The organism is Pseudomonas sp. P1_F7, assembly GCF_056405655.1.
In genome coordinates this window covers 23276-50236 of record NZ_JBFUBR010000013.1, presented here as the reverse complement: position 1 = coordinate 50236, position 26961 = coordinate 23276, and the positions used below count along the sequence as shown (strand labels likewise).

General features: G+C 60.6%; 26 protein-coding genes and 1 pseudogene. 16 read left to right on the top strand and 11 right to left on the bottom strand.

Going from position 1 to position 26961, the window contains the following annotated elements; genetic code table 11:
• Nucleotides 1-1046: 1046 nt before the first annotated feature.
• Nucleotides 1047-1313: a DUF6124 family protein gene (locus tag AC1D1M_RS19720; protein WP_056726117.1), complete on the top strand. Its 267-nt coding sequence runs from the start codon at nt 1047-1049 to the stop codon at nt 1311-1313.
• A gap of 130 nt (nt 1314-1443) precedes the next feature.
• Here AC1D1M_RS19720 and AC1D1M_RS19715 read toward each other — a convergent pair whose 3' ends face one another.
• The 3 genes from AC1D1M_RS19715 to AC1D1M_RS19705 form a co-directional block, all read right to left on the bottom strand.
• A complete protein-coding gene (locus tag AC1D1M_RS19715; RefSeq protein ID WP_007986065.1) occupies nt 1444-2040 on the bottom strand; it encodes a superoxide dismutase in 597 nt (198 codons plus the stop codon).
• Nucleotides 2041-2204: 164 nt separating this feature from the next.
• Nucleotides 2205-2807: a LysE/ArgO family amino acid transporter gene (locus AC1D1M_RS19710; RefSeq protein WP_429365747.1), complete on the bottom strand. Its 603-nt coding sequence runs from the start codon at nt 2805-2807 to the stop codon at nt 2205-2207.
• A 6-nt stretch (nt 2808-2813) separates the two neighbouring features.
• Nucleotides 2814-3215, bottom strand: a complete 402-nt coding sequence (locus AC1D1M_RS19705; protein WP_223503966.1) for an ACT domain-containing protein — start codon at nt 3213-3215, stop codon at nt 2814-2816.
• 96 nt (nt 3216-3311) lie between these two features.
• Here AC1D1M_RS19705 and AC1D1M_RS19700 point away from each other — a divergent pair, with 96 nt between their 5' ends.
• The 4 genes from AC1D1M_RS19700 to AC1D1M_RS19685 all read left to right on the top strand — a co-directional run bounded on the left by AC1D1M_RS19700 (nt 3312) and on the right by AC1D1M_RS19685 (nt 7290).
• Entirely contained in the window at nt 3312-4211 is a 900-nt protein-coding gene (locus tag AC1D1M_RS19700; protein WP_477776917.1) for a LysR family transcriptional regulator ArgP, read from the top strand.
• A gap of 89 nt (nt 4212-4300) precedes the next feature.
• A complete protein-coding gene (locus tag AC1D1M_RS19695; protein ID WP_477776916.1) occupies nt 4301-5293 on the top strand; it encodes an NAD-dependent epimerase/dehydratase family protein in 993 nt (330 codons plus the stop codon).
• 118 nt (nt 5294-5411) lie between these two features.
• Entirely contained in the window at nt 5412-6284 is an 873-nt protein-coding gene (locus AC1D1M_RS19690) for an ATPase (protein ID WP_477776915.1), read from the top strand.
• Nucleotides 6285-6441: 157 nt separating this feature from the next.
• Nucleotides 6442-7290, top strand: coding sequence for a cache domain-containing protein (locus tag AC1D1M_RS19685; RefSeq protein ID WP_477776914.1), 849 nt, complete (start codon nt 6442-6444; stop codon nt 7288-7290).
• Nucleotides 7291-7331: 41 nt separating this feature from the next.
• Here the strand turns inward: AC1D1M_RS19685 and AC1D1M_RS19680 are convergent, their stop codons facing one another.
• Both AC1D1M_RS19680 and pobA read right to left on the bottom strand, forming a co-directional pair.
• Nucleotides 7332-8849 (bottom strand): MDR family MFS transporter, encoded by a 1518-nt coding sequence (locus AC1D1M_RS19680; RefSeq protein ID WP_477776913.1) that lies wholly within the window; start codon nt 8847-8849, stop codon nt 7332-7334.
• 78 nt (nt 8850-8927) lie between these two features.
• On the bottom strand, nt 8928-10112 hold the full coding sequence (gene pobA, locus AC1D1M_RS19675) for a 4-hydroxybenzoate 3-monooxygenase (RefSeq protein WP_477777073.1): 1185 nt from the start codon (nt 10110-10112) through the stop codon (nt 8928-8930).
• Nucleotides 10113-10302: 190 nt separating this feature from the next.
• On the opposite strand from pobA, the gene AC1D1M_RS19670 reads away from it, so the two are divergent.
• Nucleotides 10303-11199 carry a helix-turn-helix domain-containing protein gene (locus tag AC1D1M_RS19670; protein WP_477776912.1) on the top strand — a complete coding sequence of 299 codons (897 nt, stop codon included), beginning with the start codon at nt 10303-10305 and terminating at the stop codon, nt 11197-11199.
• Between the two features lie 208 nt (nt 11200-11407).
• Here the strand turns inward: AC1D1M_RS19670 and AC1D1M_RS19665 are convergent, their stop codons facing one another.
• Complete coding sequence (locus tag AC1D1M_RS19665; protein ID WP_477776911.1) at nt 11408-12313, bottom strand: LysR family transcriptional regulator; 906 nt, start codon at nt 12311-12313, stop codon at nt 11408-11410.
• A gap of 114 nt (nt 12314-12427) precedes the next feature.
• Here AC1D1M_RS19665 and AC1D1M_RS19660 point away from each other — a divergent pair, with 114 nt between their 5' ends.
• Nucleotides 12428-13306, top strand: coding sequence for an MBL fold metallo-hydrolase (locus AC1D1M_RS19660; protein ID WP_477776910.1), 879 nt, complete (start codon nt 12428-12430; stop codon nt 13304-13306).
• Nucleotides 13307-13352: 46 nt separating this feature from the next.
• Nucleotides 13353-13967: an NAD(P)-dependent oxidoreductase gene (locus tag AC1D1M_RS19655; RefSeq protein ID WP_477776909.1), complete on the top strand. Its 615-nt coding sequence runs from the start codon at nt 13353-13355 to the stop codon at nt 13965-13967.
• A gap of 43 nt (nt 13968-14010) precedes the next feature.
• Here AC1D1M_RS19655 and AC1D1M_RS19650 read toward each other — a convergent pair whose 3' ends face one another.
• The gene (locus AC1D1M_RS19650) at nt 14011-14892 is read right to left on the bottom strand and encodes a LysR substrate-binding domain-containing protein (RefSeq protein ID WP_347908717.1); all 882 of its coding nucleotides are present in this window, start codon (nt 14890-14892) and stop codon (nt 14011-14013) included.
• A gap of 159 nt (nt 14893-15051) precedes the next feature.
• Here AC1D1M_RS19650 and AC1D1M_RS19645 point away from each other — a divergent pair, with 159 nt between their 5' ends.
• The 6 genes and pseudogenes from AC1D1M_RS19645 to AC1D1M_RS19620 all read left to right on the top strand — a co-directional run.
• Nucleotides 15052-16689 carry a 5-guanidino-2-oxopentanoate decarboxylase gene (locus tag AC1D1M_RS19645; RefSeq protein ID WP_477776908.1) on the top strand — a complete coding sequence of 546 codons (1638 nt, stop codon included), beginning with the start codon at nt 15052-15054 and terminating at the stop codon, nt 16687-16689.
• A complete protein-coding gene (locus AC1D1M_RS19640; protein ID WP_477776907.1) occupies nt 16686-18134 on the top strand; it encodes an aldehyde dehydrogenase family protein in 1449 nt (482 codons plus the stop codon). Before AC1D1M_RS19645 ends, AC1D1M_RS19640 begins: the two co-directional genes overlap by 4 nt.
• A 217-nt stretch (nt 18135-18351) precedes the next feature.
• A complete protein-coding gene (locus AC1D1M_RS19635) occupies nt 18352-19455 on the top strand; it encodes an ABC transporter substrate-binding protein (protein WP_477776906.1) in 1104 nt (367 codons plus the stop codon).
• Between the two features lie 147 nt (nt 19456-19602).
• Nucleotides 19603-20511 carry an ABC transporter permease gene (locus tag AC1D1M_RS19630; RefSeq protein WP_223460035.1) on the top strand — a complete coding sequence of 303 codons (909 nt, stop codon included), beginning with the start codon at nt 19603-19605 and terminating at the stop codon, nt 20509-20511.
• Nucleotides 20508-21356, top strand: a complete 849-nt coding sequence (locus tag AC1D1M_RS19625; protein WP_477776905.1) for an ABC transporter permease — start codon at nt 20508-20510, stop codon at nt 21354-21356. The genes AC1D1M_RS19630 and AC1D1M_RS19625 overlap by 4 nt, the downstream gene beginning before the upstream one ends.
• 18 nt (nt 21357-21374) lie before the next feature.
• A pseudogene (locus tag AC1D1M_RS19620) lies at nt 21375-22379 on the top strand (ABC transporter ATP-binding protein); the annotation flags it as partial.
• Nucleotides 22380-22465: 86 nt separating this feature from the next.
• Here AC1D1M_RS19620 and AC1D1M_RS19615 read toward each other — a convergent pair.
• Nucleotides 22466-23395 carry an AraC family transcriptional regulator gene (locus AC1D1M_RS19615; RefSeq protein ID WP_477776904.1) on the bottom strand — a complete coding sequence of 310 codons (930 nt, stop codon included), beginning with the start codon at nt 23393-23395 and terminating at the stop codon, nt 22466-22468.
• A gap of 339 nt (nt 23396-23734) precedes the next feature.
• Here AC1D1M_RS19615 and AC1D1M_RS19610 point away from each other — a divergent pair, with 339 nt between their 5' ends.
• Entirely contained in the window at nt 23735-24088 is a 354-nt protein-coding gene (locus tag AC1D1M_RS19610) for a putative quinol monooxygenase (RefSeq protein ID WP_477776903.1), read from the top strand.
• A gap of 41 nt (nt 24089-24129) precedes the next feature.
• A complete protein-coding gene (locus tag AC1D1M_RS19605; protein WP_477776902.1) occupies nt 24130-24360 on the top strand; it encodes a hypothetical protein in 231 nt (76 codons plus the stop codon).
• Between the two features lie 3 nt (nt 24361-24363).
• Here the strand turns inward: AC1D1M_RS19605 and AC1D1M_RS19600 are convergent, their stop codons facing one another.
• The 3 genes from AC1D1M_RS19600 to AC1D1M_RS19590 form a co-directional block, all read right to left on the bottom strand.
• Nucleotides 24364-24987, bottom strand: a complete 624-nt coding sequence (locus tag AC1D1M_RS19600) for a flavin reductase family protein (RefSeq protein ID WP_477776901.1) — start codon at nt 24985-24987, stop codon at nt 24364-24366.
• A gap of 140 nt (nt 24988-25127) precedes the next feature.
• Nucleotides 25128-25319 (bottom strand): hypothetical protein, encoded by a 192-nt coding sequence (locus tag AC1D1M_RS19595; protein ID WP_477776900.1) that lies wholly within the window; start codon nt 25317-25319, stop codon nt 25128-25130.
• Nucleotides 25320-25543: 224 nt separating this feature from the next.
• Entirely contained in the window at nt 25544-26863 is a 1320-nt protein-coding gene (locus tag AC1D1M_RS19590; protein WP_046042168.1) for an MFS transporter, read from the bottom strand.
• Nucleotides 26864-26961: the final 98 nt, after the last annotated feature.

The following is a 26961-nucleotide window of genomic DNA, read 5'->3' as shown; positions in this document are numbered from 1 at the left end:
GGATTTTGCCTGCAGCTTGGCCGAATTGCAGTTGCCTTGACGAGTTAGCCTATTAGCACTGTGTCGGTTGTCGAGTCCTTCAACTTGAGGGGTGGGGGTGGAGATATTTTCCTTTTGTTGATGTTAGTCGTCCGCGGCGTTGGGGCAAGGGGGACTAGACTTGTTTCATCGTGGGAAATTGTCCTGGGTTGCTCGCTCAGGCGGCCAGATAGCCGACCTGACTTTTGTTGGCTAAGTACATATCCATTTCTGCGGTAACGGCGACTTATGGTTTCGCCCTTACGGCGAGTCCCTTTGGCAAACGCCCCAAAGGAACCAAAGGTCTCGCCCCTTACGTACGGCCCCTCGCTGAGGCTCGGGGTTCCTTCGCTCCGGTATTCATCCGGGGGCATTGCCCTCCGGTCGGCTTCGCTTCGACCTACATGCAATGAGTTCGACTGCGTCGAACGGCGCTGCGCGCCAATCCCCGGATGAACACCTCCACTCAGCCTTCCGAGGGGGCGGGTGGATCAAGATCAAAAGCTGCAGGCGAGCTAACGCTCGGCCTGATGAGTGGTGAGGAGCGTGCGTGTACGCCGGTCTGCCTTTGCTTTTCTGTGGGAGCGAGCTTGCTCGCGATGGCGGCCTGACAGCCGACCAATCTCCCACGCCTCTAAGCTGAGCATTCCCACGCTCGCGCGTGGGAATGCTGTCAGTGACGCTCCGCGTTACGTTCTTGCGGGTTAACGCGGTGTAGGAAAGCGCCAGAAGTTTCCCACGCAGTTTTCAGGTTGCCCGTCGGAAGCGGACTCAATAGCCTCTGACTGTCGCTGAAAACTCAGCGATCGGGTGTGAGAACCCGGCAAGTCATAGTCATCCAGTGCCAGTATCCGCATAATTGCCGCCAGCTTATCCGCTGTTTGTAAATGCGTTATGGCGGCTGTGTGCGGGCAGACTTTTGTCTGGCCGGGTGGCCTATGACCGGTTTTCTCACCTCGCACATAGCTGCCACCTCTTTGCCGTGTGAGAACGGCAATTGGCGGCACCCACCGCATAGGAATATTTCAGTGGATAAGTTAATCCCCGATCCGCCCTTAAATACAGCCAAACCCTACACCCCCAACACCATGTTCATGATCGTCCCGGATATGGATACCGAATCCCTGCTGGCCCACGCTTGTGAGTCATTGGCTTCGGCCAACGTCATGGCGAGTGATTTCGCCACCTTCCTGACCGGCCCTCAGCGCAACACGGCGTTGGCCATTGCGCAGATCATCATGCTGGCGGAACTGGCGGTGAATCGTGCGTTGGATAACGTCGATCCGCAGGGATAGGTATTCAGTCAGGTTGACCGCGTCATCGTTCATCGCGAGCCTGCTCGCGAAGGGGCCCTGCCGAACGCTGAAAATTCCGGGCAATAAAAAACCCGGCTAAAAAGCCGGGTTCTTTTGACTGGCGTCGAGCTTAAGCGGTGAAGGTTTTGCCTTCGAACTGCTCAGCCACGAACTTCCAGTTGACCAGGTTCCAGAACGCTTCGACATACTTCGGACGCAGGTTGCGGTAGTCGATGTAGTAAGCGTGTTCCCAGACGTCGCAGGTCAGCAGCGGGGTGTCGCCGTTGGTCAGCGGGTTGCCGGCGCCGATGGTGCTGGCCAGGGCCAGGGAACCGTCAGCCTTCTTCACCAGCCAGCCCCAACCGGAACCGAAGGTGCCGATGGAAGTCTTGCTGAACTCTTCCTTGAACTTGTCGAACGAACCGAAAGCCGCGTTGATGGCTTCAGCCAGAGCGCCGGTTGGTTGACCGCCAGCGTTTGGCGCCAGGCAGTTCCAGTAGAAAGTGTGGTTCCAGACCTGAGCGGCGTTGTTGAAGATACCGCCCGAGGAAGTCTTGACGATTTCTTCCAGGGTCTTGCCTTCGAACTCGGTGCCTGGCACCAGGTTGTTCAGGTTCACGACGTAGGTGTTGTGGTGCTTGTCGTGGTGGTATTCCAGGGTTTCCTTGGAAATGTGCGGCTGCAGGGCGTCGTGTGCGTAAGGCAGCGGCGGCAATTCGAAAGCCATGATGATTCTCCTAATCAGGTCAGTTGCGGTGAGCGCAAGGCCGATCACGGGCGGCCAGACAAGCGCCGGGGAGTTTGTACTCTTTGCGGCGCAGGGAGTCGGATCATAGCACCGGGGGGGCGGCATAACCACGCAACAACTGTGTGGAATAGAGGTTCGGCGAATCAGATGGCCGCGATCAACTGCAGCGCTACGGCAAACATCATCACCGCCACCAACAGGTCAAGAATTCGCCAGGTACTGGGGCGGGCGAGCCACGGTGCCAGCCATGCCGCACCGAGGGCCAGGGTGAAAAACCACAGCAGCGAGGCGCTGGCCGCGCCTACGACATAAGCGCCGGGCTCGGTTTGTTGTGCGCCCAGGGAACCGATCAGCAAAACGGTGTCCAGATAAACGTGCGGGTTGAGCAGCGTCACCGCCAGCGCGCTGAGCATGACCGCCCGCAGCGAGCGTACGGTCTGGTTTTCGCCCTGCTCAAGGCTCTGCTTGGAAAAGGCTCGGCGCAGTGCCTGGCTGCCGTACCACAACAGAAACGCTGCGCCACCCCAACGGGCGATGGCCAGCAGTGTCGGGTTCTGCGCCAGTACCGTCGCCAGGCCGAATACCCCGGCTGCTACCAACAGGGCGTCGCAGGCCACACAGAGTGCTGCCACCGGCAGGTGATGTTCACGCCGCAGGCTTTGCGCCAGGACAAACGCATTCTGGGTGCCGATCGCCATGATCAGGCCGAAGGCCACGAGCAGCCCGTTCACATAACTTTGCCACATGATTTTTTACTCCGCGTTGGCTGCCAGATCCCGCAGAACTTGCAGGGCACGGTCGGCGTCGGCCTGGCCGACAAACAAATGGTCGTGGTAGTAGCCGGCAATCACGTTGCAGCTGATTCCGGCCTTGCCCAGTGCAGTGGCGAACGCGGCGGTCAGGCCGACCGCTTCGAGGGCCGAATGTACGTTCAAGGTGATCCAGGCGGCGATGTAGTCGAAGCTGAATCCCGCTTTTTCGGCGTGGGAACGTTCGAGAATCACGGTCAGGCCTTCCTGCTCGCGGAAGCTGCCGACAATCTCCAGATCCGCAGGCAATTTGCCGTCGCGCAGAGTACAGAACACGTATTCGCCGGCGTTGAGTTGCGGGCTCATGCTGCGCAGCAGCGTTGCCAATGAAGTTTCGCCAGCCATGTGGGTGATCCTTGTTCAAGAGTTCTTGCTGGTCATTGTCCGTGTGAAGGCTGTATAAGAAAAACCAATCTTGCTGATCGCTCATTAGGAAAACTGATGTTCGACTATAAATTGCTTTCTGCCCTGGCCGCCGTGGTTGAACAGGCCGGTTTTGAACGGGCGGCCCAGGTGCTGGGCTTGTCACAATCGGCGATTTCCCAGCGCATCAAGCTGCTGGAAGCGCGGGTTGGCCAGCCGGTGCTGGTGCGGGCCACGCCACCAACGCCGACGGAAATCGGTCGGCGACTGCTCAACCATGTGCAGCAGGTGCGCTTGCTTGAACGGGATTTGCAAAGCCTGGTGCCGGCGCTGGATGAAGAGGGCCTGCCGGAACGCCTGCGGATCGCACTGAACGCCGACAGCCTGGCCACTTGGTGGGCGCAGGCGGTGGGCGAGTTCTGCGCCGAGCAACATCTGTTGATGGATCTGGTGGTAGAGGACCAGACCGTCGGTCTCAAGCGCATGCGTGCCGGTGAAGTGGCGGCCTGCGTCTGTGCCAGCGAGCGTCCGGTGGCGGGTGCGCGCAGCGTGTTGCTGGGGGCCATGCGTTACCGTGCGCTGGCCAGCCCCGCCTTTATTGCCCGGCATTTCCCGCAAGGGGTACGCGCCGATCAGTTGGCCCGCACCCCGGCGCTGGTGTTTGGCCCGGACGATTTCCTGCAGCATCGGTATCTTGCGTCCCTCGGCGTCGAGGGCGGTTTCGAACACCATTTATGCCCGTCCTCCGAAGGTTTCATTCGTCTGACGGAAGCCGGGCTGGGCTGGGGGCTGGTCCCGGAACTGCAGGTGCGCGAGCAACTGGAAAGGGGCGTATTGCAGGAGCTGCTGCCAGATAAGCCGATCGATGTGCCGCTGTACTGGCATCATTGGCGTAATGGCGGCCAGTTGCTGGGGTTACTCACCGATCAATTGGTACGCGCATCGAAGCAATGGCTGGTGCCCTTGGAGCAGCAGTAAGCGTCAAGCTGCAAGTGAAGCGCTTGCGGACCGTTTTTAATTTGCAGGGTGCAGCATGAAGCTCGCCACTGCATTTGTTGGAGCAATTCATGAAGATTCTGGTTACCGGCGCAAGCGGCTTCATCGGCGGGCGCTTTGCGCGTTTTGCCCTGGAGCAGGGCCTGGACGTGCGGGTCAACGGTCGCCGGGCCGAGAGTGTGGAGCATCTGGTACGCCGCGGAGCCGAGTTTATCCAGGGCGACTTGAGCGACCCGGAACTGGCGCGCGAACTGTGTTCGGACGTCGAGGCCGTGGTGCATTGCGCCGGTGCCGTCGGTTTGTGGGGGCGTTATCAGGACTTCCATCAGGGCAACGTCCAGGTCACCGAAAATGTGGTCGAAGCCTGCCTGAAGCAACGGGTACGGCGGCTGGTGCATTTGTCGTCGCCGTCGATCTACTTCGATGGTCGCGATCACCTGGGCCTGACCGAAGAACAGGTGCCCAAGCGCTTCAAACACCCTTACGCCGCCACCAAGTACCTGGCCGAGCAAAAAGTCTTCGGCGCTCAGGAGTTCGGCCTCGAAACCCTGGCCCTGCGCCCGCGTTTCGTCACCGGGGCCGGCGACATGAGCATCTTCCCGCGCCTGTTGAACATGCAGCGCAAGGGGCGCCTGGCAATCATCGGCAACGGTCTGAATAAAGTTGATTTCACCAGCGTGCAAAACCTCAACGAGGCGTTGCTCAGCAGTTTGCTGACCAGCGGTTCTGCACTGGGCAAGGCTTACAACATCAGCAACGGCACGCCGATTCCGTTGTGGGACGTGGTCAATTACGTCATGCGCAACATGGACGTCCCACAGGTAACCCGCCACCGTTCCTACGGCCTGGCCTACAGCGTGGCGGCGCTCAACGAGGGTGTGTGCAAGTTGTGGCCGGGGCGTCCTGAACCGACGCTGTCGCGCCTGGGCATGCAGGTCATGAACAAAAATTTCACCCTGGACATCAGCCGCGCCCGGCATTATCTGGATTACGATCCCAAGGTCAGTCTCTGGACGGCCCTCGATGAATTCTGTGGCTGGTGGAAGGCTCAGGCTATTCGCTGACGCTCGAACAACGACCCCTTACTGAACCGGATACGGGGCTTCAGGGTCAATGGTTGAGGCTGTGGGGGTTTATACTGCGCGGCATAAAGCCATCATTTGTTTCACTAAGGTTGATTCAATGTCCATGCGTAACGATGCCAACGACGACTTCGACGATGTACCGAGCCTGCGTGCAGACATTCTCGACGACGATTTTCCGCCTACTGCCCGCACGGTCGTGCATTCGCGCACGGCGCCGGTGGTGAAGGTCAAGGCGGCGAGTACCGGCCCGCTGTGGGCGCTGGTCGGGGCGTTAATCTTTGCGTTCGCGGGCCTGGCCTGGTGGAGCTTTCAGCAGATTTCCCTGATGGAACAGCAACTGGTGGCGACCCAGGAAAGTTTCGCGCGGATCAGTGAGGAAGCGGCTGGGCGCCTGCAGGACATTTCCGGAAAGGTTGTTGCCAGCCAGACCAGTGTCACCACTGACAGCGAGGCCTTGAAGCTGCAAATCCGCCAGCTGGAAAGCAAACTCAAGGACCAGGGCGCCCAGCAGCAAGGTGTTGCCGGCCAAGCCTCGGACCTGGACAAGCGACTGGCACAAATGACCGCGCAAACCACCGAGCTGGACAAACGCCTGGCACAGTTGAGTGCCCAGGACACCGAACATCAGACGGCCAATACGCAGTTGCAGGCCCAGGTCAAAGCTTTGAGCGGTGAATTGGCCGCACTGAAAAGTGCCCCGTCCGACTCGGAAAAACTCGATGCGCAGCTGAAAAGCCTGGGCGCCGATATCACCGCGCTGAAGAAACAAGGCAACCCGAGCGTTGCCATCGAGCGTCTCGAGCAAGACATGATCGTGCTCAAAAGCGTGCAGGATAACCGTCCGGCCGCCGCACAGGGCTCGACCAATACCGCCGAGTTCGATGCGTTCCGCAGCCAGGTCACCCGCAACATCAATACCCTTCAGGCGCAGATCCAGAACTTGCAGCAGCAACTGCGCGCCCGGCAGTAATTGTCAGTGGTGTGAGTATTTGTGGCGAGGGAGCTTGCTGTGGCGATCCGACAAGCTCCCTCGCCACAAAAGCCTCACGCTGCGTTTTCCTGAATACCCATACATCCCCCATTGCCGTCTACGCTCTTGAAAAACCATCAGGTACGAGGGATGCGCAATGGGGTTTCTGCATAGGTTCGCCTTGCTGTGCGGCATGTTTTTGCTGTGCCTGGGCCAGGCGCAAGCCGCCGGGACGGAAAAGGACGACAGCAAGGCGGCCATCGCCCTGCTGGAAAAAGCCCTGGCTTACTACCACGAGAATGGCGACAAGGCCTTTGCGGCGTTCAGCCGTCAGGGTGAGTTTGTCGACAAGGACCGATATGTCTTCGTGCTCGACACCAAGGGCGTGATGCTTGCCAGCGGCGGGCCGTCGTCGGCGCTGATTGGCCGGGATGTCTCGGAAGTGCTTGGGCCAGACTTGCAGAAAACCTTCAAGGACGCCCTGAAAGTGCCGGAAGGCAATGGCATTCAGCAGGCGGAATATCGCTGGCAGAACTGGAACGACGGCAAGGTCGAGCGCAAGCATGTCTACTACCAGCGCATCGGCCAGCGGATTCTGGCGGTCGGTTATTACCTGCCACGGGCCTCCGCCGAACAGGCCATGGCCTTGCTGAATAAAGCGGCAACCGATCTGGCCAAGGACGAAAAGGGCACCCTGACGGCGATCAACTCCCTCAAGGGTGGCTACCTGCAGGATGACCTGTATGTGTTTGTCGTCGACCTGGACACCCGGCGTTACGTGGCCCACGGCACCAATCTGCGGCTGATCAATACCGACTTCAGCAAAATCCTGGACCCGGAAGGCAAACCGGTGGGCGAACCGATTCTGGCGTTGATGGCCAAACAGGATGATGGCGAATACGAATACCGCTGGAAAAACCCGGTGACCGGCAAGGTCGAAAACAAACACGCCTACCTGAAAAAGGTCGGGCATTTTCTGGTGGCTGTCGGGTATTACAGCCCTTGATAGCGGGGTATCTGGGATGACGCCTTCGCTCATATAGATATCTACCGAACTTTGTCCTCGCGCCCGCGCAACAACATGTTCGGCATGGCAAGCGCCGCCGCCAGACCCAGCAGCGACACCGCCGCACTGACCGTCAGCAAGTGCCGGAACGTCAGCAGCAATTCAGCGCGCAAGGCGTTCTGCGCGTCACCCGGCACGGCGTTCAACCCGTCCAGCAACACATTCCCCGAACTGCCTTCGGCAATCAGCGACGAGCCGGCCAGGTGCGCAAAACTTGAATCCTGCAACAGCGCCAGCAGCAGCGCCGACATCAACGCCACGCCCACGGCACCACCCAGCGAACGGAACAGATTGGTGGTGCTGGTGGCCACGCCGATATCCCGCTGATCCACCGAGTTCTGCGTGCCCACCAATGACGTCGGGAACTGCATGCCGGAGGAAATCCCGCAGAGCAGCATGAACAGGCTGCTCACGATGAATGCCTGCGGCGGGCTGAACGCCATGCCAAGAATCGAGATGGGCATCAGCGCAGCACCGGTGAGGATCATCGGTTTGTAGCGCCCGGTCACCGAGGTACGGCGGCCGGCGAAATACGCGCCAATCGGCAAACCCATGGCCAGCGGCAGCAGGTGCAGGGCGGCGCTGTCGGCACCGGCGCCGGTGACGCTCTGAAAGCGTAGCGGCATCAATACGATCAACGAGATGGCCTGGAAACTGGTGAAGAAAATCGTGCACCAGCACAGGATCGCGTTGCGGTTGGCGAACAGATGCATGGGCAACAACGGCTCCCGTGCCCGCCGCTCGTGAACGACAAACAGCCCCAGCACCAGCACCGCACTGGCCAGCAGTGCCAACACTTCGGCACTGCGCCACGAGTGGCCTTGACCGACCTGAGTGATGCCCAGCAACAACGCCGTGAGCCCGATGATCATCAGCACGGTGCCCAGGTAATCGATGATCGGTTTGCGTTGCGGAATCGGCAGGCCCACCAGCGTGCGATAGGCCACCAGCCAAGCGCCCAGACCCAGCGGCAGGTTGATCAAAAACACCCAGCGCCAGGACAGGTATTCGGTCATGTAGCCGCCGAGCACCGGGCCGGCCACGCTGGCCACGGCGTACATGCTGCTGAAATAGCCCTGATAACGACCGCGTTCCCGTGGCGGCACGATGTCACCGATGATCGCCTGGCTCACCGAAATCATCCCGCCGGCGCCGATGCCCTGAAAGATCCGCGCCAGTACCAGTTGCTCCATGCTCTGGGCCATGCCGCAGAACACCGACGCCAGGGTGAACAGGCCCATGCCGAACAGCATCAGCTTGCGCCGCCCGTACAGGTCACCCAGCTTGCCGTAAATCGGCACCGCCACGGTCATGGCCACCATGTAGCCGGAAATCACCCAGGCCAGCAGGCTGACGTCCTTGAATTGCGCAGAAATGGCCGGCATCGAAACGGCGACGATGGTCTGGTCCAGCGCCCCGAGAAAGATCGCCAGCATCAGGGCGACCAGCACGCTGCGGATGGCGGGTTTGGGCGTTTCAGGCTGGTGGAGATTGGTCACGGGAAAACCTGCGGGCAGTGATTGACCCGCACGAGGCAAGGCGAGCGGGGATGCTCGCCAGTGTAAGTCGGTAGGAAGCTATTCGATAGCCTCATAAGGAAGCCCGACGTAGTTTTCTGCGATGGTTTTTCGACCCGCCTCGGAGCTGATGAAATACTCCAGTTCCGACTCGGCAATGCGCTGGCTGAAGGCATCGTGGTCGTCGAAGCGGTGCAGCATCGAGGTCATCCACCAGGAAAACCGCTCGGCCTTCCACACCCGGCGCAGGCAGATCTCCGAGTATTTCTCCAGCAGATCAAGGCGATCTTCGCGGTAAACCTTGAGCAGGATATTGAACAGCGTACTGACGTCACTGGCCGCCAGGTTCAGGCCCTTGGCGCCGGTGGGCGGGACGATGTGCGCGGCATCGCCGACCAGGAACATGCGGCCGTATTGCATCGGTTCGACTACGAAGCTGCGCAGGGGCGCGATGCTTTTTTCGATGGACGGGCCGGTGGCCAGTTTTTGCGCAAGATCGACCGGCAGGCGATTTTTGAGTTCGTCCCAGAAGCGTTGATCGGACCAATCCTCGACATTTTCGTCTGCGGGCACTTGCAGGTAGTAACGGGTGCGCGTCGACGAGCGCATGCTGCACAGGGCAAAACCGCGCTCGTGGCGGGCGTAGACCAGTTCTTCGTGGACCGGCGGCGTGTCGGCCAGAATACCCAACCAGCCAAACGGATAGACGCGTTCAAACACCTTCAGGCATTCGGCAGGAATCGATTGCCGCGCCACACCGTGGAAGCCGTCACAACCGGCGATGTAGTCGCAATCGAGTCGATACGGCTCGCCGTCCTTCTCAAAAGTGACAAACGCTTCATCGGTTTTCATGCCGTGGGGAACGACGTTGCTGGCTTGGTAAATCGTCTGCGCGCCCACCTCCCGACGAGCGGCCATCAGGTCACGGGTGACCTCGGTCTGGCCGTAGATCATCACCGTCTTGCCGCCAGTCAACGCTTGCAGATCGATGTGCACCTGACGTCCGTCGAGGGCCAGTTCAAAGCCGCCGTGGACCAGGCCTTCTGCGTCCATGCGCTGACACACGCCAGCCTGGCGCAACAGCTCTACCATGCCTTGTTCGAGCACGCCGGCGCGGATTCGGCCGAGCACGTAATCGGGGGTTTGACGTTCGAGAACGATGTTGTCGATGCCGGCGTTGTGCAGCAATTGGCCGAGCAGCAAGCCTGAGGGGCCAGCACCGATAATGGCGACTTGGGTTTTCAGCGTTTTCATTGTTTTTATGACTCGCAAGCTTCACTCGACAAGGGCCGGTGAATGATTTTTATGGATCGAGTGCTTGCATTTTTCACTTGCGAGTCTGTCAATTGAAGGTGAAAACTGAGCCGATAGCTGTACATTCTGCCAATCGGTGCGATTATCGCCCGCCATTGACCCCGAGGCCTGGATTGAAGTGATGAACAAGCCTGACCTGCCTTCGATTCCGGTGTTCAAGCTCTACGGTGAAAGCCTGGATTGGCCGACCCCGGACTTGCTGCACTGTGAAACCATTTCCAAACGCAGTCGCGAACATCATTGGGAAATCAAACCCCACCGCCACGCTGATTTGTGCCAGTTGCTCTTCGTATTCAAAGGTCAGGCAGAGCTTGAAATCGAAGGCCAACGTACGCAACTGGTGGAACCGGCGATCCAGATCCTGCCACCGCTGTCGGTGCACGGCTTTCGCTTTTCCGAAGACGTGGAAGGCTTTGTCGTGACCCTGGCCGCGCCGCTGATCGCCTACTTGCAGATGCAGTTGGGACATTCGATCAATGCCCTGGCCCAGGCCGAAAGCTACCCGGCTGGCAAGGACGCCGAGTACCTCAACAGCCTGTTCAGTGCCTTGCAGAACGAATACACCAGCCATCAACCGGCGCGGGAAATGCTCATGCATTCGCTGGTCAGTGTGATCATGGTGTGGGTCAGCCGCCAGGTGATCCAGCGGCGCACCGCCATGGCGCGACCGCAGCGGGCCCGGGAATACCTCAACGGGTTTATTCAGCTGGTGGAAGAGACCTATCGCCAGCACGTCAAGGTCGAGGACCTGGCGCACCGGCTGGGGATTTCCGTGTCGCACCTCAACGGCACCTGTCGTGAGCTGGCGGGGCAACCGGCATTGCAGATCATGCACGAACGGCAATTGCTGGAGGCCAAGCGTTTGCTGACCTACACCAGCATGACCATTTATGAAATGTCCGACGTGTTGGGGTTTTCCGATCCGACCAACTTCACGCGCCTGTTCCGGCGTCGTGTGGGGATTTCGCCAAAGGCGTTCCGCGACCGCTTGAAGGCCGATCAGGACAACGAAGCCTGACCCCCTTCGTTACCGGAGGGCGTTGAGGGTAGCGTTGTGGGGAATGCAGCGCTCGAAGTTGCAGCTCGCGTATTCACGGGGCAGGTTGCGCAGTTGCTCGACGCGCCAGGCGGCAGCGCCATGCCGAAGGCTGCGATCTTTTGACTTTGCTTTTGAAAAGCAAGATCAAAAGATCGCAGCCTTCGGCAACTCCTACAGGGGGGCGGTGTTACAACCCGATATCCCACTCCGGTTCTTCCGGAAATCTAAGCACCAGAAAATCCAGCAAGCTGCGCAACGCCGCCGGCATGTGCTTGCGTGAGGCATACACCGCATACACGTTCATTTGCCGGGGTTCCGCCGCCGGCAGCAATCGAATCAATTCGCCGCTGTGGATGTGCACACCGGCCTGGTACGTGGGCAGCATCGCCACCCCGGCGCCAGCGATCGTTGCGCGCAGCAGCGTGCTGGCCTCGTTGGCGCTGATGTTGCCCTGCACCGGTACTGAAACCTGCTCGCCGTCCTGCTCGAAATGCCAGAGGCTTTTGCCGAAGTAGGAGTGGGTCAGGCAATTGTGCAGGCTCAGGTCCTCGACCCGTTGCGGTGCCGGGTGCTCGCGCAAGTAAGCGGGGGAAGCGCAAATCACCGAGCGGCAAACCGTCAGGCGGCGGGCGATCAGGTTCGGGTCCAGGTCGTTGCTGGTGCGGATCGCCAGGTCGATGCGCTCATCCACCAGGTTCACGGTGCGGTCGAGCATCTGCATGTCGATGCTGACGCCGGGGTAGCGTCGGACGTACGCGGCCATGGCATCGGCCAGTTGCGCCTGGCCGAAGGAGGTGCTGACGCTGATCCGCAGCAGGCCGCGCGGTGCGTCATCAGGTTCGCTGACGGCGGCCTGCATGTCGGTGGACAAATCGAGCATCTGCCGACAGCGGGGCAGGATCTCGTTGCCGGCGGCGGTGAGGCTCAACTTGCGCGTGGTGCGATGCATCAGGCGCGCGCCGACCCAGTCTTCCAGTTCCGCCAGATACCGCGACACCACCGGCCGTGACAGCTCCAGATGGTCCGCGGCGGCCGACTGGCTGCCGAGGTCGACCACCGTGACGAACACGCGCATTGCTTGAAGACGATCCATGATTTGCCCGCTTTCAGAAACAAACTATGTTCAAGCATCGCATTTTTTGTACTGAGTCAGGCAACTAAGCTCTGTTCCATCGCCAAACAAGGCATACGGACAACGGAGCAACAGATGATCGGTTTCACCACTTTAAGGCGCATTGTGCTGGCAGGCGCCGCCCTCGGTTTCGCCGCCCATGCAGCCGCCTCGACTTTGACGCTGGATGTCTACAATCCCGGTGAAAAAGCCATCTTCCCGGTGACCTCGGTGCTGGTCAGCGGCGAGAAAGAAGCGATCCTGGTGGATGCGCAATTCGGCAAATCCCAGGCCGAACAGGTGGTGGAAAAAATCCGCGCCAGCGGCAAGCAACTGACCACCATCTACATCAGCCATGGCGATCCGGATTACTACTTCGGCCTCGATACCCTGACGGCCGCGTTCCCCAAGGCCAAGGTCCTTGCTTCGCAGCCGACTGTTGACCACATCAAGCAAACCGTCGACGGCAAACTGGCGTTCTGGGGCCCGAAAATGGGGGCTGATGTGCCGGGCAAAACCATCGTGCCGGGTGTGCTCAAGGGCGATAGCCTGACCCTCGAAGGGCAGAAATTGCAGGTCGTTGGTCTTGAGGGCCCGCAGCCGGATCGCAGCTTCGTGTGGATTCCGTCGATCAAGGCCGTGGTCGGAGGTGTCGTGGTGGCGCAAAACATCCATGTGTGGATGGCTGACACGCAAACGCCACAGTCCCATGCCGATTGGTTGGCTACGCTGCATTCCATTGAAACCCTGAAACCGCAGACCGTGGTGCCGGGTCACTACCTCGGCGAGAGCGATCGCTCCCTGGCTGCCGTGGAGTTCACCGCCGCTTACATCAAGGCCTTCGACGAAGAAACCGCCAAGGCCAAGGATTCTGCCGCGCTGATCGCGGCGATGAAAAAACGCTTCCCGGCACTGGGTGATGAAAGCTCCCTGGAGCTGAGCGCCAAGGTCGCCAAGGGCGAGATGAAGTGGTAACCCGCCTCAACTGAAATCCAACAAGCTCAACCCATTGGAGAACGTCATGAGCAAAATCGCAATCATTGGTGCCACCGGTCGTGCCGGTAGCCAACTGCTGGACGAGGCCCTGCGTCGTGGTCACAGCGTTACCGCCATTGCCCGCGACACATCGAAAGTCGACCCGCGTGAAGGTGTGGTCAGCAAGGCCGTCGATGCCCTTGATGCCGCTGCGTTGCAAGCTGCAATTGCGGGTCATGACGTGGTCATCAGCGCGGCGCATTTCGCCACGCTACCTGCCAGCGCAGTCATTGGCCCGGTGAAAAAAGCTGGGGTTAAACGCCTGCTGGTCGTGGGCGGGGCCGGTTCGCTCCTGTTGCCGGATGGTACGCGAGTGATCGACAGCAAAGGATTTCCGGACGCGTACAAGGCTGAAGCCAGTGCCGGTGCCGAGTTCCTCGCTATCCTGCGTCAGGAAAAGGAGCTGGACTGGACCTTCCTGTCGCCATCAGCCGAATTTGTCGAAGGCGAGCGCACCGGGAAGTTCCGCATCGGTCAGGATGATTTGCTGGTGAGCAGCGAAGGGCGCAGCTGGATCACGTTTGCCGACTACGCGATTGCAATGCTCGACGAAGTGGGAGCGCCAAAGCATTCGCGGCAGCGGATTACGGTCGGGTACTAACCAAAAGATCGCAGCCTGCGGCAGCTCCTACAGATACCGTGGTTCAACGCGACTGAGCCTGCTCCACCAACCAGCCCATCAATTCCCTCAACTTCGGCGAAGGCCCGGGTTTTTCGGGGAACACCAGGTAATACGCCAGTCCCGTTGTCACTTTCAATTCGAATGGCATGACCAGCCGCCCGGCGTTCAGGTCATCGCCGATCAGCGACCAATCGCCAATCGCCACACCCGTTCCCTGGGACGCCATCGACATCGCCAGGTCCAGTGTTTCGAAATGCTGGCCCTTGCCGACATTGGTCAAATGCACATCCGCGGCTTTCAACCAGGCTTTCCAGTCCCGCTCGTCGCGGGTCGGATGCAGCAACAGGTGCTGTTGCAGATCGGCCGGTGCTTGCAGGGGCATGGGGCCTTCGAGCATCGGTCTGGAACACACAGGCGTGAGTTGTTCGTCGAAGAGTTTTTGCGACATCAATGAATCGTCCGGCGGTGCGCCGTACATCACCGCTGCATCGAACTGCTCGCGATGAAAATCCACCCCGTGCTTGACCGTTGTGGTCAGTTCCACCGGCACATCCGGGCGTTCCCTTTGCCATTGCAACAGACGCGGCAGCAACCAGCGCATGACGCAGGTCGGTGCCTTGAGCTGCAGGGTTTCACGCTTCTCGCCGATCTGTTCAACGGCCTCGTCGATCAGGCCGAAAATCTGCTGCACCCGTGGCAGCCATTCCCGTCCCTCGGCTGTCAGGTCCAGGCCTCGGGCCAGGCGGATGAACAGCTCATAACCCAGATGATCTTCCAGCCCGGCGATCTGCCGACTCACCGCGCCCTGGGTGATGTGCAGCTGTTCAGCGGCCCGAGTGAAATTGCAGCACTGCGCGGTAATCAGAAAGGTGTGCAGCGCCGGCAGGGGAGGCAGTCGTTTCATTGGGATCCAAGGTATGACGTGAGGACATGGCTAGTATGACTTTTTATCCATTGTTGCGGCTACGTCCAGCCCGTTCCAATGAGGCCATTCCCGGGCCTGCGAATCCATCATAAACACACCGCACGCCCGGCGTCTCAAACGAACAAAAAGGGCAAAGACATGGCGACGTGCGGCGAAGTATTGGTCAAGTTACTCGAAAACTACGGGGTCGAGCAGGTGTTCGGCATTCCGGGGGTGCATACCGTGGAGCTGTATCGCGGGCTGGCCCGTTCGAGCATCAACCACGTCACGCCGCGTCACGAACAGGGCGCCGGCTTCATGGCCGACGGCTACGCCCGCACCAGCGGCAAACCGGGTGTGTGCTTCATCATCACCGGCCCTGGCATGACCAACATCACCACCGCCATGGGCCAGGCCTATGCCGATTCGATCCCGATGCTGGTGATCTCCAGTGTGCAATCGCGCAGCCAGTTGGGCGGCGGTCGCGGCAAGCTGCATGAGCTGCCGAACCAGGGCGCACTGTGTGCCGGTGTCGCGGCGTTCTCCCACACCTTGATGTCGGCGTCGGAATTGCCGGGCGTGTTGGCCCGTGCCTTCGCGCTGTTCCAGGCCGGCCGCCCGCGTCCGGTGCACATCGAAATTCCACTGGACGTATTGGTCGAAGAAGCCGATGACCTGCTCAGCAGCCTGCCGGTCAATATCGACCGCGCCGGTGCTTCGCCAAGTGCCGTGTCACGCATGACCGAATTGCTGGCCGGTGCCAAGCGTCCGTTGATCCTCGCCGGTGGCGGTGCCATTGACGCGGCGTCCGAGCTGACTGAACTGGCCGAACTGCTGGACGCGCCGGTAGCCCTGACCATCAATGCCAAGGGCATGCTCGCTTCCGGCCACCCGCTGCTGATCGGTTCGACCCAGAGCCTGGTCGCCACCCGTGCGCTGGTCGCCGAGGCCGATGTGGTCCTGGCCATCGGCACCGAGCTGGCCGAAACCGACTACGACGTGACCTTCGCCGGTGGCTTCGAGATTCCTGGCCAACTGCTGCGAGTGGACATCGACCCGGACCAGACCGTGCGCAACTACCCGCCGCACGTGGCACTGGTGGCCGACTCGCGCAACGCCGCCCAGGCCTTGCTCAGTGCCCTGTCGCACAAACCCCTGGCCGAGCGCCGCAACGATTGGGGCCAAGTGCGCGCCGCTCGTCTGCGTGAAGACCTGGCCGCCACCTGGGACGCACCGACCCTGGCCCAGACCCGTTTCCTCGAAACCGTGCTGCATGAACTGCCAGACGCGGTGTTCGTCGGCGATTCGACTCAGCCTGTGTACACCGGCAACCTGACGTTCAACCCGGAGCGCCCGCGCCGCTGGTTCAACTCGTCCACCGGTTACGGCACCCTTGGTTACGCCTTGCCGGCGGCGATTGGCGCCTGGCTTGGTGGCAGTGTCGAAGGTGTCGCGCGTCCTCCGGTGGTGTGCCTGATCGGCGACGGTGGCCTGCAATTCACCCTGCCGGAACTGGCCAGCGCCGTTGAAGCACGCACCCCGGTGATCGTGTTGCTGTGGAATAACCAGGGCTACGAAGAGATCAAGAAGTACATGGTCAACCGCGACATCGAGCCGGTCGGCGTGGACATCTACACCCCGGACTTCATCGGTGTGGCCAAGGCATTGGGTTGTGCGGCCGAAGCGATCAGCAGTGTCGAACAACTGCGTGGCGCATTGCGTATGGCTACAGATCGCCAGGGCCCGACCCTGATTGAAATCGACCAGACCCAGTGGATGCAGGCGGTGTCGAAATGACTTTCCCTATGACCCTGGATGGCCTGTACATCAACGGCCAATGGTCGGCCGGCAACGAACACCTGCGGGTGATCAACCCGGCGACCGAAGCCCTGTTGACCACCGTGAATGGCGGCGACGAGCGTGCGGTTGATCAAGCCGTGAGCGCGGCGACCCAGGCGTTCGCCGTCTGGTCGAAAACCACGGGCGCCGAACGCGGCGCGATCCTGCGCAAAATTGCCAATGGCGTGCAGGCCAATCGCGAAAAACTGATGCACTTGCAGTCGAGCAACAACGGCAAGCCACAATTCGAAGCCGCGATCGACGTCGATGACGTGATCGCCACGTTCGAGTATTACGCCGGTTTGGCCGAAGGGCTGGACGCGAAACAGGACAGCGCCATCGAGCTGCCGTCCGACGACTTCAGCGCGCGTTTGCGCCGCGAGCCGTGCGGTGTGGTCGGCCTGATCGTGCCGTGGAACTTCCCGATGGTTACCACCGCGTGGAAACTCGCCCCGGCCCTGGCCGCCGGTTGCTGCGTGGTGCTCAAGCCTTCGGAAGTGACACCGCTGCCGGAGCTGGAACTGGCAGCGATCATCGCTGAAGCCGGGTTGCCTGCGGGCGTGTTCAACCTAGTGTGCGGCACTGGCCTGGCGGTTGGCGCGCCCCTGTCGGCAGACTCGCGCATCGCGAAAATTTCCTTCACCGGCAGCAATGCGGTCGGCGTGCAGGTCATGCAACGGGCGGCGGAAACCGTCAAGGGCGTGAGCCTGGAACTGGGCGGCAAATCTTCGCTGCTGGTGCTGGCCGATGCCGATCTCGACCTGGCGGTGGAAGTGGCCTGCGGCGGTGGTTTCTTCAACGCTGGGCAGATGTGTTCCGCCACCAGTCGCGTGCTGGTCGCCGATGAACTGGCCGATGAATTCCTGACCCGTGTGAAAGCCCGTGCCGAAGCCATTCGCGTGGCCGACCCGTTCGACCCGAACGTGGAAATGGGCGCGCTGGTCAATCAGGCGCAATACCAGCGCGTGCTCGGTCACATCGATCGCGGTTTGAGCGCCGGCGCCAAGCTGGTTTGCGGTGGCAATCGCCCGGCCGACCTGCCGCGCGGATATTTTTTGCAGCCGACGGTGTTCACCGAAGTGCCCCTCGACAGTGCGTTGTGGAATGAAGAGATTTTCGGCCCGGTGATCTGCGTACGCCGTTTCGCCTCCGAAGCCGAAGCGATTGCCCTGGCCAACGACAGCCAGTTTGGCCTGGTTGCCAGTGTGGTGACGCGCAATGCACAGACCGCTGACCGCGTCGCCAACGCTTTGCAGGCGGGGCTTGTGTGGATCAACGCGCCACAGGTGATCTTCCCGCAGACCGCCTGGGGCGGCTACAAGCAGAGCAGCATCGGCCGTGAATTGGGGCCGTGGGGCTTGCAGGCTTTCCAGGAAATCAAACACGTGATCCGGGCTGTCTGAAGGCACGAAAAAGGTGAGCGCATGCCTCGCGATGAGGCATGCGCTGGCGTCATGGCTTCAATGAGTTTTTATCGATAGTCAGGTGTTTTACACGACCTCAGGATGAACTTGCTGGCTCAGCCAAGCCCCCGAAAATACGAGGGCTAACGCTGGTCCGGTCGCGCGGATGCAACAGTTTCGACCTGCCTTATACCTACAAAAACAAAGGGAGTCCGTAATGGGCGAGCATGATCTGAACAGACGTCAATTTATCAAGACCGTGGGCGTAGCCTCGGTTGCAGCGGCCGCCATGAGCATGCCGTTCATCAAGGCCAATGCCAGCGACACACGTTTTGCCGGCAAGACCCTGCGTTTGCTGACCTGGTCCGATGACACCGGCCTGGCTGCACTGCGCAACATCGCCGCGACCTTCGAAGACAAGTACGGCTGCAAGGTCATCGCTGACCGCACCGGCAGTACCTCGGAAATGGTCGCCAAGCTCAAGGCCGGCGGTGATCGTCCGCAGTACGACATCATCACCCTGGCAGGCGTCGGCGCCGAAGGTCTGGCCGCCGCCAACCTGCTGGAAAAACCCGACCTCAACCGCATTCCCAACCTCGTCGACGTACCGGAGAAATACCGCACCGGCGCCAATGGCCACGGTATCGGTTACCTGCTGTGGTGCAACAGCCTGGTCTACAGCACCCGCACCCAGAAAGAAGCTCCAACCAGTTACGCTTCCCTGTGGGACGCCGACTTGGCACCGAACATCTTCCTGCCACCGCCGAACTGGACCGAGGCCATGGACCTGATCATCATCGCCGCCAAACTGGCCGGTGGTGACGAACACAACATTGAACCTGGCTTCAAGAAACTCGCCGAGCTGAAAGATCGTGTGGTGACCCTGGGTGAAAATCCGAACCAGATCGCCGAACTGTTCCGCACCGGTTCCCTGGACATGGGCGGTCTGTACGCGCCAGCCTTCTTCCCGAAACAGATCCGCGATCCGAACTACGGCCTGGGCGCCACGTTCGGCATGAAGGAAGGTTTCTACACCGACCTGATGCTGTCGGTGATGCCGAAGAACCGTCCGGGCGATACCGACATGGCCTACGCCTTCATCAACCACTCTCTGGACCCGCTGGTGCAGGGCAAGATGGCTGAAGACATCTACAACGGCCCGGTCAACGCCAAGGCGATCATCTCCGCCGAAGCACGCAAGAGCCCGTACATCCTCACGCCGGAGCAGATCGCCGAGAAGGCGATCATGCACGACAACGCCTTCCTGGCGACTGTGCATGACCAATGGATTCGTCGTTACACGGAAATCTTTTCTTCCTGATCTGTAGGAGCTGCCGAAGGCTGCGATCTTTAGATCCTGCTCTTCGGTAGCTCTGAAAAAGATCAAAAGATCGCAGCCTGCGGCAGCTCCTACAGGGGGGCCGTACAGGCTGATATTTCTGATCTTCCATTGACGAGACCCTTTGCTATGGAACACCAACCTCTGACTCATCCGGTGAGTGCCGCCCCCGTGCGCGCCGCTCGGGGTGTTTCGCCAACGACGCGCGCCTGGTTTTTCCTCTCGCCGTCGATGCTGTTTCTTGGCGTACTGATTGCCGCCAGCCTGCTGGTACTGCGCATGAGCGTGGGCACCAAAGGCGCGGAATGGTCCGGGTTCAGCCTGGCCAGTTACGCCCAGTTGCTGGAACCCTATTACCTCAAATCGCTGATGCTGACCCTGCGCCTGGCGCTGATCAGCGCGGTGATCGCAGTGATTCTGGCGATCCCGGTGGCCTACACCATGTCGCGCCTGACCTCGCCGTTCGTGCGCCGGATCTTCCTTGCGGCGGTGTTGCTGCCATTGCTGGTCAACCTGCTGCTGCAAAGCTACGGCTGGCTGGTGATCCTCGGTCCCGGTGGCATGCTCAACCAGACCCTGATGGGCCTGGGCCTGATCAAGCGCCCGATCATGCTGCTCTACAACCAGAACGGCGTGTTGATGGGCCTGGTGCAAACCGCCTTCCCGCTGGCCGTGTTGCCGATTGCCAGCGCCATGCGCGGCGTCGCCCGCAGCTACGAAGAAGCCGCCGCCACCCTGGGCGCCAGTCGCTTCCAGGTGTTCCGCCAGGTGGTATTGCCGATGAGTCTGCCGGGGATCATTACCGGTGCGACCCTGGTATTCGCCTACAACGCCAGCAGTTTCGTGGTGCCTTTACTGCTCGGCGGCCGGCGCGTGCCGATGCTGGCGGTGATGGTGCATGACCAGATCGCCCCGCTGATGAACTGGCCCGCCGCATCCGCTGCCGGTGTGGTGCTGATCGTCACCACCCTCGCGATCATGACCCTGTCCGAATACATCACTGGCCGTCGTCGGCGCATGCTGGAGGCTTCCCAATGAGCACCCTGACCAAGAAGCGTTATGGGCTGTTGCCCGGCGAGACCGGCAAGTTTGCCGGCATCCTTTCGGGCTTCATCCTGCTGCTGGCGGTACTGCCGATCCTGACCATGATCGTCATGTCGTTCAGCGGCGCGTCGAACCTCGACTTCCCGCCGAGCAGCTACAGCCTGCAATGGTACAAGGCCGCCTGGCACACCTTCGTGTCGCCGGACGCCAGCGATGTGCTGAGCCTGGGCAAAGCCATGTCCACCAGCCTGATGGTGTCCTGCCTGACCATGGTCTTCGCGACCATCATCGCGGTGCCGGCGGCGTACGCCCTGACCCGTTGCGAGTTCCGTGGCAAGGCCGTGGCCCTGCAATTGATGTCGTTGCCGCTGGTGTTCCCGATGGTGGTATTGGGGCTGGCGTTGCTGCTGGTGTTCGACAGCCTGCCGTTCCAGATGACCACCTCGCGCCTGGTGATTGCCCACGTGATCCTCGCGTTGCCGTTCGTGGTGAAGAACTGCACGGCGGCGATGCTCTCCATCGGCAGCGAAGTCGAAGAGGCCGCGCAAATGCTCGGTGCTTCACCGCTGCGGGCGATTGTCGATGTGGTGGTGCCGTTGATGAAGTCGGGGATCCTGGCGGGCATGCTGCTGGCGTTCATCGTCTCGTTCAACGAATTCACCGTGACCTATTTCCTCTACACCATCGACGTCATGACCGTGCCGATCTGGATGTACAGCCGCACTGTGTCTTCGCTCGACCCAACCGTATTTTCGTTTGCCGTGCTGATCGTGTTGATCGACTTTGTCCTGATTTGGGCACTCGAGAAACTGGTTGGTGAAGGTGGCGTTTCGTTCTGATTTCTTGAGGTGATTCACATGTCTGGTCTGATTCTGGAAAACGTCGAGAAACACTACGGCTCGGCCTGCGCGGTAACGGATGTGAACCTGCATTTGCCCGAGGGCAAACTGGTGTGTTTCCTCGGCCCTTCGGGCTGCGGCAAAACCACCTTGCTGCGCATGATCGCCGGCCTTGAAACCCTGACCGACGGCGAGATCCGTCTGGACGGCGAAGACATCGGCAACACCCCGGCGCACCTGCGCAACTTCGGCATGGTGTTCCAGTCCCTGGCGCTGTTCCCGCACATGACGGTCGGGGAGAACATCGCCTATCCGCTGAAACTGCGTGGAGTCAGCAAGGCTGATCAGCAGGCGCGGGTGGTGGAATTGCTGGAACTGATCCAGCTGCAGCAGATGATCAATCGGCCGGTGGCCAAGCTGTCCGGCGGCCAACGCCAGCGCGTGGCGATTGCCCGGGCGATTGCCTCGCACCCGAAAATCCTCCTGCTCGACGAACCGTTGTCGGCGCTGGACGCCAAGCTGCGTGAGTCGATGCAGGTGGAAATCCGTCAACTGCAACAACGCCTGAACATCACCACCATCATGGTGACCCACGACCAGCGCGAGGCCATGACCATGGCCGATATCGTGGTCGTATTGGGTGAGCACAAGGTGCAGCAGGTGGGCACGCCGATCGAGATCTACCGGCACCCGGCCAACGAGTTCGTCGCGGACTTCATCGGCTCGGGCAACATCTTCCCGGCCACGGTGCTGGGTAACGGCAAGGTCAGTTTGCCGGGCGGCGATGCGCTGCAAGTGCCGATCTGCAGCAGCATTGTGGCTGGGGAAAAGGTGAAGATGCTGATTCGCCCGGAAGACCTGCAACTGTCCGCACCCCAGGCGACGGCGGGCAACCGCTTGCTGGGCAAGGTGACGTTCGTGCGCGATATCGGCGCGACCATCGAGACCACGGTGGAGTGTTCCGGAGTGTCGTTTACCGCACTGAGCACACCGTGTCAGGGCTTTGGCCTGAGCGTTGGGCATGCTCCCACATTGGACGGTGTACGCCGGCCCCCTGTGGGAGCGAGCTTGCTCGCGATGGGGCCGGCACAACCAACACACATTCCGGATCAGACCAACAACCGCAACCGCGCCAGATCCCGCAACGGCGGCGCCCCGAACAACCGGCTGTACTCACGGCTGAACTGCGAAGGGCTTTCATACCCGACCCGATACCCCGCCGCCGAAGCCTCCAGCCCTTCGGCCAGCATTAACCGCCGTGCTTCCTGCAAGCGCAGCTGCTTCTGATACTGCAACGGACTCATCGCCGTCATCGCCTTGAAGCGGTGATGCAGCGTCGACACGCTCAGGTTCACTTCTTTTGCCAGATCATCAATGCGCAACGGCTGTTCGAAATTGCCGTTGAGCCATTTGATCGCCTGGCTGATGCGATGGCTCTGACTGTTGGCGATGGCGATTTCGTACAGCCGATGCCCCTGTTTGCTGCGCAACAGGCGATAGAGGATCTCCCGGCGAATCAGCGGCGCCAGCATGGCGATGTCTTTTGGCGTGTCCAGCAACCGTGCCAGGCGCAGCACGGCGTCGAGCATGGCGGTGTCGAGTTTTTCGACATACAGCCCGCGCCCGGTCGGCCGGGTGGGCACACCGAGGGGGCCGGCGTCGGCGATCAGTGCGGTGATTTCCGTCGGGTCGATGTCCAGGCGCAAGGCCAGGATCGGTTCCTCGGCCGAGACATCCACCACCCGTCCACTCAGCGGCATCGAGACCGAGACCACCAGGTAATTCAGCGGGTCGTAGTTGAAGTACTCGTTGGCCAGCTGAACTTCCTTGCGCCCCTGGGCCATGATGCACAGCGCCGGTTGTGCGAGTACCGGGGCGAACTCATGGGACTGGCTGTGGCGGGACATGAACAGCGAGCCGATGGCCGTGGCATAACTGCCATCCTCGGCGGTGTTACGGCGAATGATGGCCGCCAGTTCCGCGCGCTGCTTTTCCATGTCGGTGTCCAGCGGGGCTTGAAAGTGATCGAGCGACGACATGCGAGGCATCCTCGGCAAGGCATGGAGGGAATGGAGCAGAGCATAAGTTTGTGCAAGTGGCAGCGGTAGACACATCCTGCCGGATGCTTGCCTGATTCTGCCTGGGGTCGACCGGCGGTATTGCCACTAGAGCCTTGTGCCAGAAAAACTTGCTTGAAACTCGTATGGCAGAACCGCGACAGGTTTTTACCGCTTGTTACAGGCTGTCCATGCAGTTTCGCAGGATTGTGCAACGCACCGGCAGGAATCGACTAACGAGACAGGCGTCGCGGCCCTTAACCTTTGATCCTGTCGCAGCCCGTCCCCCGGCTGCCACGCGACTCCCCGGGAGGGTTGAACATGTCCACGCAGATCCCCGTCAGTCATATGGCCTTCGTTCGAGCGCGCGCCGGGCGTTCGGCGGAACTTGGTGTACGCCTCAGCGCCCTGATCGAACCGTCCCGCGCAGCGCCAGGCTGCCTGAGCTTTGCCTTGCAGCATTCGCAGTGCGATCCGGAGCTGTGGCTGGTGTCCGGTTTCTGGAGCAATCAACAGGCCATGACCGCGTACTTCAGCACGCCGGCGATGGAGATTTTTGCCGAGCTGGTGCAGGAACTGGTGGTCAACAGTCTGGATTTCCACACCTTCAAGGATGTCTCGGCGGCGCAGGCCCTGGGACAGTCCGCGGTGGCGGTACACAAACTGGCCGGTTGAGGGTTTAATGACGGCATTCTCAACCAGCCAGGATGCGCGACATGGCACGTAAAGCCTTTGAACACTTCGAAGCTGTTTCCGCTGTAGTACCGGGCGAGGGTGGTTACCACGCCGCTATCGCCGTCAAAGCGCTGGGTGGTTCCGGCGCCCCGCGTTTTCACAAAGTGCTGGAAGGCCAGATCTTCAAGACCGCTCACGAAGCCGATGATGCGGCCGCCAGGGAGCTGACCCGCCTCAAGGACGTCAAGGAAAACACCGACCTGCTCTGGTGATTCTCACCGCCCAGGGCGGTACATCTTGAATAACGCCTCAGGCCCCAGCTGGAAGTAATCCGCTGGCCCACCGCCGCGCAGAATCGGTTCTGCCGCGGCGGTGTTGTATATCCCATCCTTCAACAGCCACTTGGCGATATGCACGGCGACCACCTCGCCGAGGATCAGCCAGCTCGGCACCATATTGCCGTCCGCCCGTTGCAACTGGATGATCTGCGTGACCTTGCACTCGAAGGACACCGGGCTCTCGGCCACCCGTGGCACCTGAATGACCTTCGAGGCAACGGTCGTCAGTCCGGCCAGTTCGAATTCGTTGACCTCAGGCCCGACCATGGCGCAGCTCTGGTTCATCTGCTCGGCCAGCGGCCGCGTGGCCAGGTTCCAGGCGAACTCCCCGGTCTGTTCGATGTTGTTCAGGCTGTCTTTGCGCCCGATGCTGGAAAACCCAATGATCGGCGGAATGTAGTTGAAGGCGGTGAAGAAGCTGTAGGGCGCCAGGTTCAAGTGGCCCTCGGCATTCTGTGAAGAGATCCAGCCGATGGGGCGCGGGCCGACGATGGCGTTGAACGGATCGTGGGGCAGGCCGTGGCCGTTGGCGGGTTCGTAGAAGTGGATGTCGTCGGGCATGGAGTGAGTTCCAGAACTTGCGGGAGACGTTCATGGTGCAAGCACGCGCCGCAGATTTCCAGTCAGATGAAGAACACTGTAGGAGCGAGCAAGCTCGCTCCTACAGGTTTTGAGGCCGGGCTGTGAATTGCCCTCCACGATCAGCCGATAGCTTCAGCGCTACCGGTTTTGTCGAAACCGTCAGAGGCATAAGCGCCCGAGTGGCTGCGTTCGATGGCGGCGCTGGCACCGGACTCGAAAGAGGCCGAGCCGGTTTTGTCGTAGCCATCGGCTGCAAAGGTATTGGCAGCCAGCACGGAAAGGGTCAGGGCAAGGATCAATCGGATTTTCATGACAGGTACTCCAGGTACGTTCGCTATGGGTACGTTCAGGCACTCTTTCGAGGCCTGTAACGGATATACGTGCGTCCTGTCGATATGGATGCACTCAGCAGCAGGCTGCTGCCGGTGCATTAACCGATGATTATCCTGGTGGAGGGGGAGACGAATGGTGCCCTTCGCGAGTTCGTTCGCGAAGGGCCTTGGCGCTCACCGTTGCAGTGAGCGTCGATTGGCGATCAGTCCGTGACAATCCGCGAATGCTTGCGGGTGTCTTTCATGGTGACGTACACCAGCAACGACACGGCAATACACGCCGTGACATACCAGTAGTAACCCGTCTCCATGCCGATGCTCTTGAACCACAGCGCGATGTATTCAGCGGTGCCGCCGAAGATCGATACGGTCAGTGCGTACGGCAGACCCACGCCCAGGGCGCGGATTTCGGTCGGGAACAGTTCGGCTTTCACCACGGCGTTGATCGAGGTGTAGCCGCTGACGATGATCAGTGCCGCCATGATCAGGAAGAACGCGCCCCACCAGGTCTGGATGGTGTGCAGGGTGGTGAGGATCGGCACGGTGAACAGCGTCCCGAGGATGCCGAAGGCAATCAGGATCGGCCGGCGACCGATCTTATCCGACAGCCCGCCGATGATCGGTTGCAGGCACATGAACAGGAACAGCGTGGCGGCGGAAATGGTGGTGGAGTCGGAAATGCTCATGCCGACGGTGTTCACCAGGTATTTCTGCATGTAGGTGGTGTAGGTGTAGAACGCCAGGGTGCCGCCCATGGTCAGGCCGACCACGGTCATCAGTTCCTTGGGGTGACGCATCAAGGTGCGCATCGCGCTTTCCTTGGCTTTTTCTTTCTTGGTGAAGGACTCGGTTTCTTCCATGCCACGACGCAGATAGAGCGCAACCACGGCACACAGCGCGCCGATGGCGAACGGGATGCGCCAGCCCCAGGCGTAGAGCTCCTCGGTGGTCAGGAAGTTCTGCAGGACAATCAGCACCGCCAACGCGATGAGCTGGCCGGAGATCAGGGTCACGTACTGGAAGCTGGAGTAGAAACCGCGACGTTCCTTGGTCGCCATTTCGCTGAGGTACGTGGCGGAGGTGCCGTATTCGCCACCCACCGACAGGCCTTGCAGCAAGCGCGCGAACACCAGCAGGATCGGCGCGCCGATGCCAATGACTTCATAACTTGGGCTCAGGGCGATCAGCAGCGAGCCGAAGCACATCAGGTACACCGAGGCCATCAGGGCCTTTTTGCGTCCGACCTTGTCGGCATACAGACCCATCAGCCAGCCACCGATCGGACGCATCAGGAAGCCCACGGCGAAGATCGCGGCGGTGTTGAGCAGTTGGGCGGTGGTGTCGCCTTTGGGGAAGAAGGTCTTGGCGAAGTACAGGGAGAAGGCGGCGTAGACGTACCAGTCATACCACTCGACCATGTTGCCGACAGAACCGCTGAAAATCGATTTGATGCGACTGGCGGTGGTTCTTTCTTTAGCCGGCGTGGCAGCCGACCCAAGGGGCAGGGCGTTGGAGTTATCCATTGAAGGATCCTTCATTTAATTGTTTTTGTGGAGCGCGATTAAACGCAGCCTGCAGGGGCTATAGCAGGAGCTGTGCCAAGGAGGAGAGGGCCGGTTTA

Coding starts and splice junctions, on each gene's coding strand:
- AC1D1M_RS19715 (WP_007986065.1), bottom strand. CDS start 2,040: ATGGCTTTCGAATTGCCGCCGCTGCCTTACGCACACGACGCCCTGCAG.
- AC1D1M_RS19710 (WP_429365747.1), bottom strand. CDS start 2,807: ATGTGGCAAAGTTATGTGAACGGGCTGCTCGTGGCCTTCGGCCTGATC.
- AC1D1M_RS19705 (WP_223503966.1), bottom strand. CDS start 3,215: ATGGCTGGCGAAACTTCATTGGCAACGCTGCTGCGCAGCATGAGCCCG.
- AC1D1M_RS19700 (WP_477776917.1), top strand. CDS start 3,312: ATGTTCGACTATAAATTGCTTTCTGCCCTGGCCGCCGTGGTTGAACAG.
- AC1D1M_RS19695 (WP_477776916.1), top strand. CDS start 4,301: ATGAAGATTCTGGTTACCGGCGCAAGCGGCTTCATCGGCGGGCGCTTT.
- AC1D1M_RS19690 (WP_477776915.1), top strand. CDS start 5,412: ATGTCCATGCGTAACGATGCCAACGACGACTTCGACGATGTACCGAGC.
- AC1D1M_RS19685 (WP_477776914.1), top strand. CDS start 6,442: ATGGGGTTTCTGCATAGGTTCGCCTTGCTGTGCGGCATGTTTTTGCTG.
- AC1D1M_RS19670 (WP_477776912.1), top strand. CDS start 10,303: ATGAACAAGCCTGACCTGCCTTCGATTCCGGTGTTCAAGCTCTACGGT.
- AC1D1M_RS19665 (WP_477776911.1), bottom strand. CDS start 12,313: ATGGATCGTCTTCAAGCAATGCGCGTGTTCGTCACGGTGGTCGACCTC.
- AC1D1M_RS19660 (WP_477776910.1), top strand. CDS start 12,428: ATGATCGGTTTCACCACTTTAAGGCGCATTGTGCTGGCAGGCGCCGCC.
- AC1D1M_RS19655 (WP_477776909.1), top strand. CDS start 13,353: ATGAGCAAAATCGCAATCATTGGTGCCACCGGTCGTGCCGGTAGCCAA.
- AC1D1M_RS19650 (WP_347908717.1), bottom strand. CDS start 14,892: ATGAAACGACTGCCTCCCCTGCCGGCGCTGCACACCTTTCTGATTACC.
- AC1D1M_RS19645 (WP_477776908.1), top strand. CDS start 15,052: ATGGCGACGTGCGGCGAAGTATTGGTCAAGTTACTCGAAAACTACGGG.
- AC1D1M_RS19640 (WP_477776907.1), top strand. CDS start 16,686: ATGACTTTCCCTATGACCCTGGATGGCCTGTACATCAACGGCCAATGG.
- AC1D1M_RS19635 (WP_477776906.1), top strand. CDS start 18,352: ATGGGCGAGCATGATCTGAACAGACGTCAATTTATCAAGACCGTGGGC.
- AC1D1M_RS19630 (WP_223460035.1), top strand. CDS start 19,603: ATGGAACACCAACCTCTGACTCATCCGGTGAGTGCCGCCCCCGTGCGC.
- AC1D1M_RS19625 (WP_477776905.1), top strand. CDS start 20,508: ATGAGCACCCTGACCAAGAAGCGTTATGGGCTGTTGCCCGGCGAGACC.
- AC1D1M_RS19615 (WP_477776904.1), bottom strand. CDS start 23,395: ATGTCGTCGCTCGATCACTTTCAAGCCCCGCTGGACACCGACATGGAA.
- AC1D1M_RS19610 (WP_477776903.1), top strand. CDS start 23,735: ATGTCCACGCAGATCCCCGTCAGTCATATGGCCTTCGTTCGAGCGCGC.
- AC1D1M_RS19605 (WP_477776902.1), top strand. CDS start 24,130: ATGGCACGTAAAGCCTTTGAACACTTCGAAGCTGTTTCCGCTGTAGTA.
- AC1D1M_RS19600 (WP_477776901.1), bottom strand. CDS start 24,987: ATGCCCGACGACATCCACTTCTACGAACCCGCCAACGGCCACGGCCTG.
- AC1D1M_RS19595 (WP_477776900.1), bottom strand. CDS start 25,319: ATGAAAATCCGATTGATCCTTGCCCTGACCCTTTCCGTGCTGGCTGCC.
- AC1D1M_RS19590 (WP_046042168.1), bottom strand. CDS start 26,863: ATGGATAACTCCAACGCCCTGCCCCTTGGGTCGGCTGCCACGCCGGCT.